The organism is Bradyrhizobium sp. ORS 111, assembly GCF_045571485.1.
Lineage (GTDB): Bacteria > Pseudomonadota > Alphaproteobacteria > Rhizobiales > Xanthobacteraceae > Bradyrhizobium.
The window spans coordinates 2,163,273-2,179,935 of sequence record NZ_CP120701.1 but is presented as its reverse complement, the minus strand read 5'-3'; the positions used below and the strand labels follow the sequence as shown (position 1 = coordinate 2,179,935).

The 16,663-nt window shown below is 59.5% G+C and carries 12 protein-coding genes; 6 read left to right on the top strand and 6 right to left on the bottom strand.

Annotation, left to right across the window (positions count from 1 at the left end; translation table 11 throughout):
* Positions 1–388: 388 nt before the first annotated feature.
* From P6U30_RS10000 to P6U30_RS09990, 3 genes are all read left to right on the top strand, one after another.
* Positions 389–847, top strand: coding sequence for an Hsp20 family protein (locus tag P6U30_RS10000; protein ID WP_280973355.1), 459 nt, complete (start codon positions 389–391; stop codon positions 845–847).
* A gap of 80 nt (positions 848–927) precedes the next feature.
* Positions 928–1,419, top strand: coding sequence for an Hsp20/alpha crystallin family protein (locus P6U30_RS09995; RefSeq protein WP_280973356.1), 492 nt, complete (start codon positions 928–930; stop codon positions 1,417–1,419).
* A 228-nt stretch (positions 1,420–1,647) separates the two neighbouring features.
* A complete protein-coding gene (locus P6U30_RS09990; RefSeq protein ID WP_280973357.1) occupies positions 1,648–1,869 on the top strand; it encodes a hypothetical protein in 222 nt (73 codons plus the stop codon).
* A 2,709-nt stretch (positions 1,870–4,578) separates the two neighbouring features.
* Here P6U30_RS09990 and P6U30_RS09985 read toward each other — a convergent pair.
* Positions 4,579–4,890, bottom strand: a complete 312-nt coding sequence (locus P6U30_RS09985; RefSeq protein WP_280990708.1) for a hypothetical protein — start codon at positions 4,888–4,890, stop codon at positions 4,579–4,581.
* 63 nt (positions 4,891–4,953) lie between these two features.
* Between P6U30_RS09985 and P6U30_RS09980 the strand changes: the two genes are divergently transcribed.
* Positions 4,954–5,115: a DUF2934 domain-containing protein gene (locus P6U30_RS09980; protein ID WP_280973359.1), complete on the top strand. Its 162-nt coding sequence runs from the start codon at positions 4,954–4,956 to the stop codon at positions 5,113–5,115.
* A gap of 590 nt (positions 5,116–5,705) precedes the next feature.
* Here the strand turns inward: P6U30_RS09980 and P6U30_RS09975 are convergent.
* A complete protein-coding gene (locus tag P6U30_RS09975; RefSeq protein WP_280978221.1) occupies positions 5,706–6,989 on the bottom strand; it encodes a pitrilysin family protein in 1,284 nt (427 codons plus the stop codon).
* Positions 6,990–7,069: 80 nt separating this feature from the next.
* Complete coding sequence (locus P6U30_RS09970; RefSeq protein WP_280978222.1) at positions 7,070–8,341, bottom strand: pitrilysin family protein; 1,272 nt, start codon at positions 8,339–8,341, stop codon at positions 7,070–7,072.
* Positions 8,342–9,105: 764 nt separating this feature from the next.
* Between P6U30_RS09970 and P6U30_RS09965 the strand changes: the two genes are divergently transcribed.
* Entirely contained in the window at positions 9,106–9,258 is a 153-nt protein-coding gene (locus P6U30_RS09965) for a hypothetical protein (RefSeq protein WP_280973360.1), read from the top strand.
* Positions 9,259–9,375: 117 nt separating this feature from the next.
* On the opposite strand, the gene P6U30_RS09960 is transcribed toward P6U30_RS09965, so the two are convergent.
* Positions 9,376–10,617 (bottom strand): cytochrome P450, encoded by a 1,242-nt coding sequence (locus P6U30_RS09960; RefSeq protein WP_407151075.1) that lies wholly within the window; start codon positions 10,615–10,617, stop codon positions 9,376–9,378.
* Between the two features lie 679 nt (positions 10,618–11,296).
* Between P6U30_RS09960 and P6U30_RS09955 the strand changes: the two genes are divergently transcribed.
* On the top strand, positions 11,297–11,488 hold the full coding sequence (locus P6U30_RS09955) for a hypothetical protein (protein ID WP_280973362.1): 192 nt from the start codon (positions 11,297–11,299) through the stop codon (positions 11,486–11,488).
* A 636-nt stretch (positions 11,489–12,124) separates the two neighbouring features.
* On the opposite strand, the gene P6U30_RS09950 is transcribed toward P6U30_RS09955, so the two are convergent.
* Together P6U30_RS09950 and P6U30_RS09945 are read right to left on the bottom strand one after the other, a co-directional pair.
* Positions 12,125–15,229, bottom strand: coding sequence for a multidrug efflux RND transporter permease subunit (locus P6U30_RS09950; RefSeq protein WP_407169076.1), 3,105 nt, complete (start codon positions 15,227–15,229; stop codon positions 12,125–12,127).
* A 114-nt stretch (positions 15,230–15,343) separates the two neighbouring features.
* A complete protein-coding gene (locus tag P6U30_RS09945; RefSeq protein ID WP_280973364.1) occupies positions 15,344–16,009 on the bottom strand; it encodes an FkbM family methyltransferase in 666 nt (221 codons plus the stop codon).
* Positions 16,010–16,663: the final 654 nt, after the last annotated feature.

Sequence of the window (16,663 nt, the reverse complement as noted above, 5' to 3'; positions counted from 1 at the left end):
CCGATGATAGCGCTGGACGGTGTTGCGGCGAGCGCGGATGCGAGTAAATCTTCATCAAGCAGGGTCGTTACTCCTGACAGGCGTCACGGTCCTTTTCGGTGTTGAGACAGCGAGGATCTCACCCTGCACAATATATTCAGGCCGGAATGGCTACCTGGCGCACTCCATCGCGGCGGCGGGTGCTTCCGACAGATCACGTCGCCGCCTTGCAATTTTTTTTGCGCACCCCTTGAAACGCCCTTGCGTTTTCCTAACTCATTTTTCGCCGCGAGAGCGGTGTGCCGGACGCCTTTACGGGTCCGGCGCGGGCGCCGGGCTGGGTATCGGACCCGCTCTGACTCCTGCCTTGCGCTCCTTGTATCCATCTTGCTCTTTGGAGGACTTGGCTATGAGGACCACCTTTGATTTCGCGCCCCTGTGGCGCTCCACGATCGGCTTCGATCACTTGGTCGATCTCGTGGACAGCACGCTGCGGCAGGCAGGCGAAGACCACTATCCCCCCTACAATATCGAACGCTTCGGCGACGACCACTATCGGATCTCGCTTGCGGTTGCCGGCTTCGCGGCCGACGACATCACAGTGACGGCCGAGCAGAACGCACTCGCCGTCGAGGGCAGAAAGCCCGAGAACGCGGCCGGCGAGTTCCTGTACCGGGGCATCTCCGCCCGTCCGTTCCGGCGCGTGTTCAATCTCGCCGACTATGTCCAGGTGAAGGAGGCCTCCTTCCGCGACGGACTACTGATCATCGACCTCGTCCGCGAGGTGCCGGAGGCCATGAAGCCGCGCCGGATTCAGATCGGAAGCGGCGCCGCTTTCGCCTCGCCGATCGAGCAGAAGGCGGCCTGACACCTAATTGAGGTGCGACAGCGGAACGCGGCGCGTGTGCGTGGCCGCGTTCCATGGCTCATGCAACGAAGGAGAAAACCATGGCAGTTCGTGATCTCATTCCCTGGTCAAGAAACCAGGAGCTCGCGCCGGCCCGCGGCACCCGCGATCCGTTCATGACGCTTCATCGCGAAATGAACCGACTGTTCGACGATGTCTTCCGCGGCTTCGGCGGAACGGGCCTGTCCCCGCTGATGGAAGGGCAATTCGGCTGGCCCCGGATTGAACTCAGCGAGACTGACAAGGCGCTGACGATATCGGCCGAGCTTCCCGGTATGACCGAGAACGACGTCCAGGTCGAAATCGCGAATGGGGTGCTGACGATCCGCGGCGAGAAGAAGAGCGAACGCAAGGATGAAGGCAGATACTTCAGCGAGCGCTACTACGGCTCGTTCCAGCGGCAGATTGCGCTTGAGAACGTCGAGGAGGACAAGGCCGAGGCGTCGTTCAAGAACGGCATCCTGACCATCTCACTGCCGAAGTCCGAGAATCCGCGAGCGGGCGTCAAGCGCATCGCGATCAGCACGCAATAGAGGAGGCCATCACGGGCGGCGACCACCGCCGCCCCCCGGCCTCACCGAAAACCCGTCCTGGGAAAAAAGGAGTCTAAGGCAGACAAAGCGAATGCCCCACGAACGTGGGCAATCTTCCTCCCCTCCGCCCGCCTGGAATCGGCAATTCCGATCGGGCGGCAACTGCTCCGATCCTGATCGGAGATCCATGCCACAAACGGAACTTACGTTCTGGCCGGGGGACGGCCAATGCCAATCAATCGCGTGCTAGAAGGCGGCAAATATACGCCGGAAGAAATTGAGATCTTAAACGAGGCCTTCAACCTCGCTCTACGCTCGATGGGCCTGGTTGATCGTAACGATCCGCTTTGCGAGATGGTGGCCCGCAAGGTTGTCGAGGCCAGCAGGACGTGCATTGGCGAGCCGAAAGACATCGCGGAAACGGCCGTAGCCCGCATCGCTCTACGATAGGCGATAGGCCGTCTCAGTTCGACCCGCGCATAAAACGACTCCCGACAGGAACGGCATGCGCGAACCAGCCGTTTCGCTGCAATGGATGACGAAGATTTACAGAGCAGCAGTGAAAGAGCCTTGGTCGTGGTGGCCATCAGTACGGCAATCCTCATCGCCTCGTTCGCTCTTCTGATATCGGCCTTGTAAGGCCGCCTCGGTTGGCGGCCTTTTCCTTTGTAGGGAGAGCCGCTGTAGGCACATCGAGCAACCAGGCGGCGGCTCGTTGGTCGAGATCACGCCTCTGACCGGCGGGCAGACCATCCGGACAATGACTTACCAAACCAGTCAGGAGGCGCTGGCTGCGGCAAGAGCGAATATTGACGCTCATCCCGACGCCAAGCGGTGACCGAATTCGCGGATTGAGAAACTAGCGGCTGCGCTCCTTCATGCGGGAGTCCAGACGTCGCTCCACCCGCTCGCGGCTATTGCCAACTTTCCTCACCGCCTGCTTCACTGGCCCCTGCGGACCGCCCGTTTGTTGATTCGTACCTCACCTCATAGTCCTGCACTGGCGACCAGAGCACAGTCCTGATTGCGGCCGCGCGCCGGCGACGTCAACCGATCCGCAGCGGAAGCTTCCACTGCAGGGCACGCGCCCCGCTTTTCGCGCGCTGCGAGAGCCCCGCGTCGCCAAGGGCGTTTCGGCCTTAACTTGCTTTGTGGCGGCTTTGGCCAAGTCGCCGGCGTTGTGCCGAGTTTCGTCTCAGCGCTTTCGCGAATGTTTGAGTTGCTCACACGCTCGAACGAGCACAACGCGCGTATTCGGTCCCGGCGGTCGCCTGCTCTGGACGGCGGCCCATATCGTCAGCCGGGACTTCCAGTTCGTCGGAGATCCACATCGGAGTTCTTCTTGTCGTCCTGCCCGTCGAAACTGAAATTGGGATGCTCCCGAAACCGAACTCAGGACCCCTCGGAGCGCAATTGGTGACTTCAGCCGTTCGTGACGCGAAGAGACAGCATTGAGCATCATAGAAAGTGCGACAATATGGACAGGTCCCGACGATTTGGGTGGCGGGAGACGAGTCGATGGCCGACGCCAGCGTCTACCTGCGAGCCTGTCAAAACAGCACAGCAGTCCTTCGTACTCCGGACGGACACCAAGGGGCGCGTCCAAGCTTATTGATGAAACGCGCGCCGTTGCTGCAGGTTTCGCAAGTCGGTATTGTGGTTTCCTTCATGCCGCACGGCTTCGCTATTTCTGGCAGCCTTCTTGGCAGATCTGGAACGCTCAGCGGTCGGTCGGGTCGCCGACATTTTCCGTCAGGCCTGCCGCCCTTTCGTGACGGCGACGGGCTCTCGTCGGTGCCTGACCGGACCCATTCTTCTTGCCGCCATGGTTTTTTGCGCCGTTGCCCACGCCCGTTCGGCTTTCTTCTCCGGAAACGTCTCGGGTTCTGTCATCTGGGAGTCCCGCCTTCGACGGGCAGGTCGGAGACAGTGGCTCGCCGAAATCGGCTTCGGTCCCTGACAACTCGGGAAATTGGCACGCGGCCCGATTAGGAACCTCATTGCGCCTGTAGAGTCGATTCCTTGCTCTCGGTTGCCCCTGCCCCTAAACCGGGAGAAGACCTGTCCCCAAACCAGGTTGGCGACCCTTGGCGCTCTTTCCGCCGGGGGTCGTTTGGGAGTTTCGCAGTCCGGGCCTGTCGGCTCTCGTACCGGACCGACTAGGCCTGCCCCGCGTCCTCACGCAAACGTTGAACCCGCGCAACGTTCACGAGTTTAGCTCAGATCCCAATTGGGGGCAGGCACAATCGCGAGAGAGACCGATGAAACGGTTTGGATCCATGTAGATGCAAGCAAGAAAGTCGGTGATGGAGAATACCTCAAGGTATTTGCCTCCAATGAGGCCCGCCGAACACTGGCTTGAGGAACGCGCGCCGAAGGTGTTGCAATCGAGTATCCCGTCATCGTCAGGCGCCCTGAAAGGCTACAACCCTATCCGATCTTGTCGAGCCCGCAGTTCTTCAGACCCAAGGTCGATACATGGAATGACGGTACTACGCGCTCCTCACGATCGTTCTAATCGCCTGCCTCGCCCTTCGCGCGACCCGCCAGTCCAGGGACATGCTGCACGACCAGAAAGCAAGCTGCCTGATCAACGATCGTCTCTAGAGCATGGATGACGCGCCGCAAGGACGGTAGATGGCCGAGGCAAGCGCGCCGGAAAGGTTGACGCGTTCTTAGGGACCAAAACCAAAGAGCCGCCGACAGTCTTGGATCAATCCCTGCGCGTGATCTGACCGCGAAGGAGATCCGGCCAGGCTGAACAGAGATGTCCCCGCCACGATGAAAAGGACGAACTGCACCATAATGTTGAGACCTCCTATTCCTGTGAAGCTCTCTAACATCGTGACTACAGCCGGTAAATTCCGTCAATCCAGGGACGGCAGCACGGAAGCTGGATGGCAAATTGCACCCGCTAGTTGGAGGCCATCTTGGAAGACCCAGCACCTCTGCAGGCTCGGTTCCTCGTTCGGCAAGGAGCCACAGGCTGGATGGTTTATGATCGAGAATGCAAGGGCCCAGCTCGGTTCGAGGACGGCTTCGCTGAGAAGCTGACGAAGGAGCAGGCCGAATACGTAAAGCAGAGGCTTGTTGGAGGCCAGTGGCGGGCGCGCTGACGGATTTGCGGTAGCATCCGGGATAGACCATCTTCCGGCATGCTCAAACGAAAAGCCGAGTCGAGACCTCGCCCGAACTGGCGCGCTCGTCCGTTGCCGACATCGAGCCCTGCACAGTGCCCGGCGATGAGATCATCGCGCAGCTGAGATGATCGTTATGGACGGGCGCTCCCTGATGCCGATCGTCGGCTTCAAAACACTCCGAGTAACGTTGTCCTTGCCGAGCGTCATTGAGCGTTGTGCCATGATCGATGTGCTTGAAGGGGAAGATCCGCACCGGCTGGTCGTGAACGGTGTCCAGCCAATTCCGCTGGCTGCTGGGCGCCCAAAGAGCTGGTACCGGCGGTTCGTTCAATGGCCAGTCCAAAACGTAGGAACGCATCAAGTTCCCATTCGTTGAGTGGTCAGGAGTAGTCTGATGAACAGACGGATTGACGAAGCGGTAGCGGCACGTGCCTATCAGCTCTGGGAGAAGGCGGGCAAGCCGGAGGGACGGGACGAAGAATTCTGGCGGCTCGCCGAACAGGAATTGCTCAACGAGGATAAAAGCTCGCCCCGCCGCGCTCCTGACACGCTGTGAGAACCCGAATTGCCCCATTTGCCACGATTCGGCTAGGCCTACGCCGATCTCTTCCAGTAGCGCGAAAACGGCCGTTTCGGCGATACGAAGGATCGCACCGATCGTCTGGAGCCGTGCGGCCCTCACGAAACAGATTAAGGGACCAAGTATAGACGACGTCCGGTTCGTGCAGGCGACGAGTGGGGCCCCTGCGTACGGAAGCCGGGCGGCCATTCGGGATCCAACATCCAAGCTTCGTCGTAAGCGGATTCGATATCCTGGACGGCCTCAGTTTGTCGGCGGACGTGACCGACCAGCTTGTCCTCGCGCCGGACGTCGAAACTGTCGCGCGCCACGGCCGGAGCTTTTTCCCCGATCCTCATCGCGATGATGCCCGACTATCGGCATGGAGGATGGCCGCGTCAACCGGATCGACCTCGACGCGCCCCTTCGCTCGCGGTATGGCCCGTCCCTGCCGTGCACGCTCGCGCTCATCGAGGCCACCTGGAGCGAGCCTTTCCTCATCGGTGTTCGGGTTGGAAAGTCGACTAGTGATGAGAGCAGGTCCATTGCCGAGAGCATGCCGACATACGTGCCGCCGGCGCTGGTGCTCAGCTTGGGGAGCGGCCGACGACAACGGTGAGCAGACCCTGGCCCCACAGCCGGCGCGCGGCCCTCTTGGCGTCCCCCAACGCCACGGACTCGACGACGGCGTTGTGCTTTTCGATATAGTCAATCGGCAGCTTGTCGAGCTGATGCTGCAGCAACGTTCCTGCAAGCTTTGATGATGTGTTGAGAGCCAGCATCTGCGAGCCCTTCAGGTAAGACTTTGCATTATCGAGTTCTTGTTGGGTCGGGCCTTCCTCGGCGATGCGACGGACCTGCTTCTCGATCTCTTCGACTGTCTCACCGGCGCGATCGGTGCGGGTGCCGCTGTGGCCGACAAACATGGCCGAACGATCCATCCAGACCAGTTGCTCACCGACCGAATAGGCCAGCCCACGGTTCTCGCGGACTTCGAGGAACAGCCGCGACGTCGGGCCGGCGCCGCCGAGGATGTGGTTGACGACATAAGCGGCCATGAAATCGGGCTCGCTGCGGCGGATGCCGGGGCCGCCGAAAGTCACAACCGTCTGCGGCACATCGAGCGGGATGAAAACGCGCTGCGGCGGCTTGGCTGCGACCACGTCGGGGACCGGCGTCGACTCCCCCTTGGCTGGCAGGCTGCCGAAGGTCCTGTCGAGCAGTTTGGAGAGAACCTGTGGATCGACGTTGCCGACCACCGCAATCTTGAGCGTGTCTTTTGCGATCACGCGTCGAACATAGCCCTTGAGATCCGCGACCCCGATCTTCGGCATGCTCTGGATCGTGCCTCCGGTCGGGCGAGCATAGGGGTGATCGTGAAAGGCGACTTCGAGGAACTTGCGATCGGCGATCGATGAGGGATTGGTCGAGTCATACCGAAGGACCGCAAGCGTGCTGGCACGAACCCGTTCGAGATCGGCCGCGTCGAAACGGGGCGAGGTTAACGCCATCCGCAACAGGTCGAAGGCCTCCTCCTTGTTCTCCTCGAGCGTGCGCAACGAACCGCAGAAGTGGTCGTGGGTCGGTCCAAAGCTCAGCTCAATGGCGCGACGGTCGAGCCGCTCGTGAAAGGTTTTGGAATCAAGATCACCGGAGCCTTCATTGAGCAGGCTCGCAACCATGTGCCCGACCCCCGGTTTGTCGGTGGGGTCCTGGGTCGCGCCGCCGCTCACGGCAAATTCCATCGCGATCAACGGGACGCTCGCGTCCTGCACGAACCAGGCTTCTATACCGGAAGGTGAGACCAAGCGCTGAATCTCGGTTGCGGCAAGCGCCTTAGCTGTGGAACGCGCAGATGCCGACGTGGGCATCGCGATTGAGAGCGAGGCTCCGCCGAGAAGGACCGCACGCCGTGTGAAGAGATAGGCCATGATTGCTTCTCCCCGTGCTTTCACGTTGACTCTTTGATGAGATAGCCGGTCACTGAGCGCTTCTTGTCGAGCCATTTCCGCGCGGCCTCGCGCACCCGCCCAGCGTCGACGGCATAGATGCCGTCAGACCAGCCTCGGATATCGTCGATGCTCAGTCCCGTCGTGAGCCCGCGGCCATACCAGTCCGCTAGCATTTCGTGATCGTCCTGGGCATAGATTGCTTGCGCGATCAGCTGTGTTTTGACCCGCTCGAGGTCCTCTGCGCGCGCGGAATTATGCGCAATGCCGGCGATCACCCCCTCGATGGCTGACTCGATCTGGTCGAACTCGACGCCAGGTTTCGGTATGGCAGAAATCTCGAATTGGGAGGGATCGAGCGAGATACGCTCGTAGCTCGCTCCGGTGCTGACCGCGAGCTTCTTGTCGATGACCAGCGCGCGATAGAGATAGGAGTTGACGCCGCCGCCCATCAGTTGCGCGAGCACATCAAGGGCGGGACTCTCGCCGGGCGTCGCGGTCCGAGCCGACGGCACGAGATAATAGCGGTACAACACTCGCTGCTCGACGCGGGGATCGGCCAGCGTCACGGTGCGCGGCGCGGCCGGCGTCGGCTCCTGCGGTCGCCGGCGGTGCGCGGGGATCGATGGCTGCGCGGGGATATCGCCAAACTTGTTCTGCACCATCGGGCGGATCTCGTCGGCCTCGACGTCGCCGGCGATGATCAGGATCGCGTTGTTCGGTGCATAGAACCGCTTGTAAAATGCGAGCGCGTCCTCGCGATCCAGCTTTTCGATCTCCTGCCGCCAGCCGATCACAGGTCGCCGGTAGGGATGGTTGAGGTAGAGCGCCGCCGTCATCTGCTGGGTGAGCCGCGCACCGGGATCGTTGGCGACGCTCATATTGAACTCTTCAAGCACGACGTCGCGCTCAGACAGCACGTTCTGCTCTTTGAGACTGAGGCCGGTCATGCGGTCGGCTTCAAAGTCCATCATCTTGCCGAGCTGCTCGCGCGGCACCTGCTGGTAATAGCTGGTATAGTCGACCCCGGTGAAGGCATTCTGGTGGCCGCCGGCCCGCAGCACGGCCTGGGAGAATTCACCCGGTGGATGTTTGGCCGTGCCCTTGAACATCAGGTGTTCGAGGAAATGCGCGATCCCCGATTTGCCCGGCGGCTCGTCGGCGGAGCCGACCTTGTACCAGATCATCTGGGTCACAACGGGCGTGCGGTGATCCGGTATCACCACGACTTGTAAACCGTTCTGAAGCGTGAAGCTTTCGGGTCGGTCTGAGATGAGCGTGGTCTCGGCAAGGGCGCTCCCGTCGGCTGAAACATAACGAAGATCACCATTCCGCCTGGCACCGGTTCTGTATTCGCCCGCCAACGCTGTGCCCGTCGTCAAATTAGGAGCGCCGGAGGCGGCGCCTAGCCCCTCGATCGTCACGGGATTCCAGTTTTTCATGGCATCGCCCTTCGTTGCATAACGCCTTCCGTAGCGGACAATTCCCGACAAAGGGGGGACCGCACGTCGTTGGCACGCAGCGGAGCAAAAGCCGGGCCACTGGCCTGACGGCCGGTACGGGTGCGACGTGCGACCAACGTGACGCAAGACGCAAGGCGCGACGCGTCCCTTCTGGCCAAAAGTCAGCCGCTAGGCGTGTTGCGAACACGACATTGCGCACTAAAACGTACGATAGCGCGGAACGAACTGCAGAATGGCAACTTGCAACGAACGACAGACCGATGCGGGATTTGCAACGCAGGCTCAACTTTCGCCAGGGTCGCCGTTAGACGCATCCAGATGCGCATCCAGCGAAAATTCTAAGGTACCGGGCAGCACACCAATAGTCCGTCTGTCTCAGATCGGCCGTGAGCCACTACCTGTCCGCTGGAGCCGACTACCTGGCCGATTGGGGGTCAAATCATCTGGACACACGGCCAATATGTTAATCCCAAGTCGCCAAGCTCTTCGCCTACCTGACCATCCCAAGGCCTTAAGGTTCAGTATCTCAAGGCAGATGACGTCTTCAAACCGTTACGCCCTCATTCAGGCCGCTCATGACGAAGCTCGACTGCGGAGCAATCTTTGACTGCAATTTGTTTGTGCTCGACGATCTCTTCCTCGCTCGCACCTTCCCTGACGACGCTCCGCAGCATACCGATCCATCGACGCTGCAATTGCGTCGGAGCGTCATCGTCGCGCCTGTCTGATGGCCCCCGCTCTCAAGATGCAGTACCGATCAAATGCATTGTGCGGCGGCGAGCCTGGATAGGACACCGGATTGAATGCCGTGCTGAGTGCCGGCTCTCAAGCCCGAGCATCACAGACTAGGCTGCAATTTGCGCAGGGAGTGTCGAATAGCCGTGCACAAAGTTAGACGCAATACGCTCGGGTTCGCCCACAACCTGGAACTCCAACCGCGCATTCAACATCTCTTCCCAAAGGACTTTCAACTGCAGTTCTGCAAGATGTCGACCAAGGCAGCGATGGATGCCAAATCCGAACGAGAGATGCTGCCGTACGTTCTTGCGGTCGATGACGAAACTGCTGGCGTTCTCGATGACCTCTTCGTCGCGATTGCCAGAGATGTACCACATGATGACCTTGTCGCCCTTTCTGATTTTTTTCCCACCTACGATGCAATCGGTCGCAGCGTTGCGGCGCATATGGGCGATGGGCGTCTGGTATCGAATAATCTCGGACACAGCGCTCGACACCAGCTTGGGATTGTCACGTAGCTTTCGCAGTTCGGAGGGATTCTGATACATGAACAGGAGGCCACCGGTCATCGAATTGCGCGTGGTGTCATTCCCCCCTACGATCAATAGAACCAAATTCCCGAGAAACTCACTCGGCTCCATATGGCGTGTAGCCGGCGAGTGTGCCATCAAAGAAATCAGGTCGAGGCGCGGCTCGGCATCAATGCGCTCATTCCAAAGTCGGGTGAAATAGCTCAGACACTCGGATAGAATCGTGCTTCGCTTGTCCCAGCTGTCGATCGCGTGGCCTGGTTTCGGGGTAGCCACCGCGACGTCCGACCAATAGGTCAAGAGCCGCCGATCTTCAAATGGAAAGTCGAACAGCGTAGCGAGCATCTGCGTCGTCAATTCAATGGAGACCATGTCCACCCAGTTGAAGGTGTCATTGCGCGGCAAGCCGTCCAGGACCGTCCTGACCCGGGAGCGGATCAAGCTTTCGAGCTTTGTCAGGTTTTCCGGTGCGAATATCGGACTTACGGTATAGCGCTGCTCGGCGTGTTTGGGCGGCCCCATCTTGATGAAACTCGAGGCCCAATGTTCATCAGGCACGTCGACAATAGTGACACCTCGCTCCGACGAGAATGCTCTGTGGTTCGTATCGACGGCTACGATATCTCGGTATTTCGTAAGGGACCAATATGGACCGTACGGGCTGTCCTGACAGTAGTGGACCGGGTCTTCCCGTCGCAACCGCTCGAAGCATCCCCATATACTGTCGTCTCGAAACCGCCTGGCTTCGCTTACATCCAGATTGCTCAGCGGGATATTGCACTCATCATCAGCTCCATAGTGCTCTGATCGCTTTCTCATCATCATCTCCGCAGATTCTGCTCTCTCGGGAGCTTGCCGATCGACAAGTCGCGATTCAAAGCTTCGAACCACTGTGGCATTTGGCTGCGAACGGGCTTGAGAGTATCCCAAAGTGCAGATGGCCCACCCCTGCCAGATCCGGCAGTAGAGATCATATTGACTTTTCAAATCGATCCGCTCAGTGAGCGGCTGAAGCCTATCAGCGTCAAGACGGGAGGATGGCCGCACGCTGGAGGTGACGTAAGGCCAGGACGCAGTCGCAAGCGGCCCTGTTCGCCCTCTTTTCGGAGTGCATGTCACGGAGCTCCGCACGCTCGGGGCAGACTTACCGTATCAACCTGTCTTAGGCGATGCGGTAGACGGCGGAGCAGCTTCTTGCGCAGACATTACCGAATGCTTGAGCAACGGTGCCTGCTCAAGCAGTTTCGCACCTGGAAAGCTTCTCATGCGCCTGCCAGATCGAGAAGGCAGGCGCGACGTACAACACATATCGCGACCAAGCGGATGATCCGTCGTTTAAGCGTTTGCGGTTGGTTATCGGGCGGCCAGGAGACGGACCTGAGACCAATTGCAGACAGGCGTACCCTCTGCGTTTGTTTCGGAGGTTTGCGAGTTGTGGCTCGTTTGCACTAGGCGCTGATCTGGAAAGGCATTAGAAGCCATCGTCAGCGAGTGGACGATGAGCGACGTAGCATATCAAGTGTATTCGAAAAACGGCAACGGTGCCATTCGAGTTGTTGTTTCTTCAGCAAAGCAAGCTCTAGCCAAGGCCCACGAACTCGCCGAAGCCGGCAACGAGGTCCTGATCAAGGACCTCGCCGGTCGAATCCTCGACACGGCGACGATCGTTGAACTTGCCGCGCGCGAATAGTGTGCCGGTGGATCACAAGGTTGGACGACTCTCGATTTATGTCTGACATTTTGGAGCTGCAGAACTTTTAGCTCGCGACCGAGCGCCGTCGGTCTGACGTAGACAATTCTCCTTCAAGACCTAATGGAGAAACGGCAACGCCGCTTCATTTCATCAGGGAGATGCATTTCTTTTCTCTTTCCGGCGACGTCAATCTTGCAAGCTGCGTGGCCGTGGATCGACGGCAATTCACCGGGTCTAAGACCGACGACCATTGTCTCTATCCGGCCGCGCGAAGGGACAGTATCCCGCCTGTCCGAGCGGCGGATCGCAGGCGCATTCTTCGCCGAGCACCTCATTCCAGCCCAATTCGGCACCAGGAGCAGCACATCTCGACGCGCAGGACCGCCAAGCCGTTGGAGGCTTCCGCCGCTCGTCATGCCGGCGCGCTGACGCGGCCGTCCTCTTGGTGATGTAGTCCTGCACCTCCGCCGAACGATAGATCGAGAGCGAGCACGTCAGTCGCGGACGATCGTTCTTGTCCGTCCGCAACACAAATTGCAGCAATCGTGTGCGATCAAATCACCGCGGTCCGCTCAATTTGTCCCCGACATCGAGGAGAAATCGAGCGGACGGACCCTGGGTTAATTGCCAACATCATGGCTTGGCCAAGTGGGCTTCAGCTGCTTCAGTGAGGCCAAGCTCGGGGGCGTCCTTGGCATGGTCGTCAGCCGCGTCGGCGCGGTGGTCGGACGCGAGCGCGACATAGACCGCCGGCAGCACGAAAAGCGTGAACAGCGTACCGATCGATAAGCCCGCGACCAGCACGAGTCCGATCGAAAAGCGGCTCGCGGCGCCAGCCCCTGTTGCGGTCAACAAAGGTACGAGGCCGGTCACCATCGCCGCCGTGGTCATCAGGATTGGACGGAGTCGGACGCGCGCCGCCATCTCGATGGCCGAGCGGCGATCTAACCTCTCCGTGAGCTGCAGCTCATTGGCGAACTGCACCATCAGGATGCCGTGCTTGGAAATCAACCCGACCAGTGTCAACAGCCCGACCTGGGTGTAGATGTTCATCGTCGCCGCGCCAAAGAATAGCGGGATCAAGGCGCCGACGATTGCCATCGGCACGCTGATCAGGATGATAAGGGGATCGCGCAGGCTTTCGAACTGCGCCGCCAGCACCAAGAAGATGATGATGAGTGCAAATGCAAAAGTGATCGGAAGTTGGCTACCCTCCTGGACATATTGGCGGGCGTCAGCAAGGAAGTCGTGGCTGAAGCCTGCCGGCAACTTCTTTGCCTCCCCGTCCAAGAAGTCCACGGCCTGGCCGATCGTGACGCCGGGCATCGGGACGGCCTGGAAGGTTGCGGAGTTCAGCTGATTGTAGTGGGTGAGTGCATTCGGATCGGTCCCAGTCTCGATGGAAACCAGGGTTGACAGCGGCACCATCGAACCCGTTGCAGCCTTCACATAATAACTGCCGAGCGCTTCCGGCGTCAGGCGGCTCTCGCGCGGCACCTGCGGGATTACCTGGTAGGAGCGGCCCTGCAGGTTGAAGCGATTGACGTAGTTTCCACCGAGCAAGGTCGCAAGCGCGCTCCCGATACTCTGCATGGTAATGCCAAGATCATTGGCCTTGGATCGATCGACTTTGATTCGGACCACCGGCTGGTTGAACTCGAGGTCAGAGTCGCTCACCGCGAACAGGCCGCTCCTGCGCGCGGCGTCCTTCAGCTTCGACATCTGCTCATAGACGGACTGGAAACCGAGCGTCGAGTTGATCACCATCTGCACCGGTAAGCCGTCGGAACCGCCCGGAAGCGGCGGCAAGCTAAAGGCAAATGCGTTGACACCTTCGATTTTGGACAGCTCGGCCTGGACTTGCGACTTGAGCGCGATCGATGATCGCTTGCGCTCGTCCCAAGGCTTGAGCAACATGCCGGCCAAGCCGGCCTGCGACCCATTGATACCGTTGAGCATGAAGCGCAAGTCGGTCTCGGGAAACTTCTTAAACGCCGTGTCGAGCTTGGCGCCATAATAGTCGAGGTAATCGATATTGGCATATTTTGGCGCCTTGGTCAGTGCGAAGACGATGCCCTGATCCTCCTCGGGCGCGAGTTCCTTGGACGTATGCAGATAGAGAAAGCCGACCAGGCCCAGCATGGTCAGCGCAAACAGCCCGGTAATTGGCGAATAATCGAGCGAGCGGTCGAGCTTGCGGCCGTACCAGCGCGTCATGGCCCCGAACGTGCGGTTCACAACCCTTGCAAATCGCCCCTCCTCTGCGCTCGTGAGAAAGACCGAGCACATCATCGGCGACAGCGTGAGCGCAATCACGCCGGACACGATCACCGAGCCCGCCAGCGTGAACGCAAATTCGCGGAACAGCGCACCGGTAAGGCCGCCAAGAAAGCCGATGGGCGCGTATACGGCGGCGAGCGTAATCGTCATGGACACGATGGGGCCGACAATCTCGCGCGCCCCCTTCGTAGCGGCCTCTATGGGCGGAGCGCCGTCTTCCAGATGGCGATAAATGTTCTCCACCACAACGATCGCGTCATCGACCACAAGACCGATCGCAAGCACCATCGCGAGCAGGGTTAAAAGATTGAATGAAAATCCCAGCGCGAGCATCATGCTGCACACGCCTATGAGCGACAGCGGAATGGTGACCACCGGAATGATGACGCTCCGCAGCGAGGCCAGGAACAGGAAGATCACCACCACCACGATCACGACGGCCTCGATGAGCGTCTTCTCCACCTCATCGATCGATGATTGAATGAACTTGGTGGAGTCGTAGGCGACCTTCATCTTCAGCGATGGCGGCAAGTTGCGCTCGATCTCTGGAAACAGCGCGCGAACGCCTCGCACGATGTTCAGTGGATTGCCCTGCGGGCTTGCCCGAACGCCGATGAAAATCGCGTGTTCGCCATTCATGGCAACGCTGGCGTCAGCGCTCTGCGCGGCAAGTTCGACTGACGCGATGTCCTCCATGCGCACAAAGCCGCCGTCCTTGGCCTTGACGACCATGCGCTTGAAGTCGTCGACACTGCGCAGGTCAGTGTTGGCCGTGACATCGAAGAGATTGAAGTGGCCCTTGACCTGGCCGGCCGCGGCCTGGAAGTTGTTGGCGGACATTGCAGCCGAAACGTCGGCCGGCGACACCCCGCGCCCCGCCATTTTTGCAGGATCGAGCCATAGCCGCATCGCAAAACTCTGGCCACCCAGGATGTCTGCCGCTGCGACGCCGTCTACCGTCGACATAATCGGTTGCACCACCCGAGAGAGATAGTCGGTGATCGCGCTGGCCGTCAGTTCCTCGCTGGAGAAGCCGACATACATGACAGCCGTGGCCTGACCGCCCGACTTGGTGACGACCGGATCGTTCGATTCTTTCGGGATCAAATATCTGACCGAGTTGACCTTGGAGAGCACCTCGGTGAGCGCCTCGTTAGGATCAAAATTGAGCTTGATATAGACCTGGATCGTCGAGGTGCCGAGCACCGAGGAGGACGTAATATAGTCGACGCCCTCGGCGGAAGCGACCGCCTGCTCCAGGGGCGTGGTGATGAACCCCTGGATCATGTCGGCGGCAGCGCCCGGATAGGACGTCGTGATGTTGACGACTGTGTTCGACAGCTTGGGATACTGCCGAATCGGCAAAACAGTGGCCGCGCGAAAGCCGGTCAGCAGGATCAGGAGGCTGACGACGATGGACAACACCGGACGTTTGATGAAAAGCTCGGTAAATGCCATCGCTGGGCTCGCATTCAAGAGGCCGACGCAAATTCGACGGCCAGTCAGGCTCCAACCATGGTTGTCAATGTGGCGACCAAGGCCCGCAGCATGAAGGAAGCGGAATCGGCTGCTCTAAAGGCTCTTGTTCCTAAGCAACACATCACCCTCCACCGCGCGAGGATATTGGGCGACCACTTCGAATGAAGGGAGAAGCTTTAGCATGGCTTGAAGGGTCAGCTGTCCTTCGTAAAGCTCCTTGTCGCTGTATTCGGTATAGATAAAGCGCGTATTGCTCAGCGTCTGCCTGCCACCGGCGAAGACATCTGCCTCGGCTCCCTGCACATCCATCCAGATCAAGTCAACCTTGCTCAGATTGGCCTCGGCGCACCAGTCATCCAGTCTTCGCGTTTCAACCGAGATCGGGCTGTCGAACCGGACCCAATCATACTCGGCAAGGTGATTCTTTGGTCGTCGTATCGAGCCGGAGAGAGCCCAATCCTTCGCTTCGCCATCGCCGTTGCTTGGATGAAAGTCGACCCTGCCGTTATGATCGCTGATCGCGATCTCGAACAGAGGCACCTTCGCAAGATGGAGACCCATGTTCATCTTGAAGCGGGCAATCGCCCGAGGATCCGGCTCGAAGCAATAGAGCTGAGCTTCCGGGCAAAGCCGAAGAAAGCGTAACGAGTCGGCTCCGTCGTAACAACCGATGTCCAGGATCACCGGATCCGTCTTCTGCAGGAACGAAACAATGTGCCGATGCACATCAGACAGGGCGATGGGCTCACGCGTTTCCATTAGACTCGTCCTCACGCCTCAATGGCAGGCAACAACTTCCAAGCAAACGTATCAAGTCTGCCGAAGCCGACCACCGACTGTCTTCGAATGATCGAACTTCGACGTCAAACGTACAAACAACAAGACGGGCAGCGGCTCAATTCTACGGAGGTTAACGAGCGATATCGAAGGGGTTGCAAATGCTATACCAAGGTTTGCCGGCACGCGACGCCGGTATGAGCCTCAGGGCACTTGTGACGTAGATGCCCTCGGAGCACCAGATTACTTCTTGAGCCGAATAGGCGTGCAGTCCGAGCTTGAGAGCATCGCTGAAGCTTCGGCATATGGCGTCTCGGACCTAAATATGCGGCTGGCTGTCACTCTCACCGCGTTCTCGGCAATTTCGCTACCACGGCGTCCAGGTCGTCGCGAATGTAGGCTTCGTGAAATGCGTTTGCATTTCGGCTGTAGCAACAGCCTCGTCTCTCTGCCGCCATGGCTTCAGACGAAACGGTCAGCAGCAAGCAAGAATGGAAGCCCCCCCAATCTGAATGCCGCGCGCTCCCGTCGCGGCCCGCGGCAGATGCTGTGGCATGGGCGGAACAGGTCGTCGCACTGTTCCGCAAACCCGGTGAATCGCGTTCCCATCGAACATCGGTCTGCAATCCGGACCGC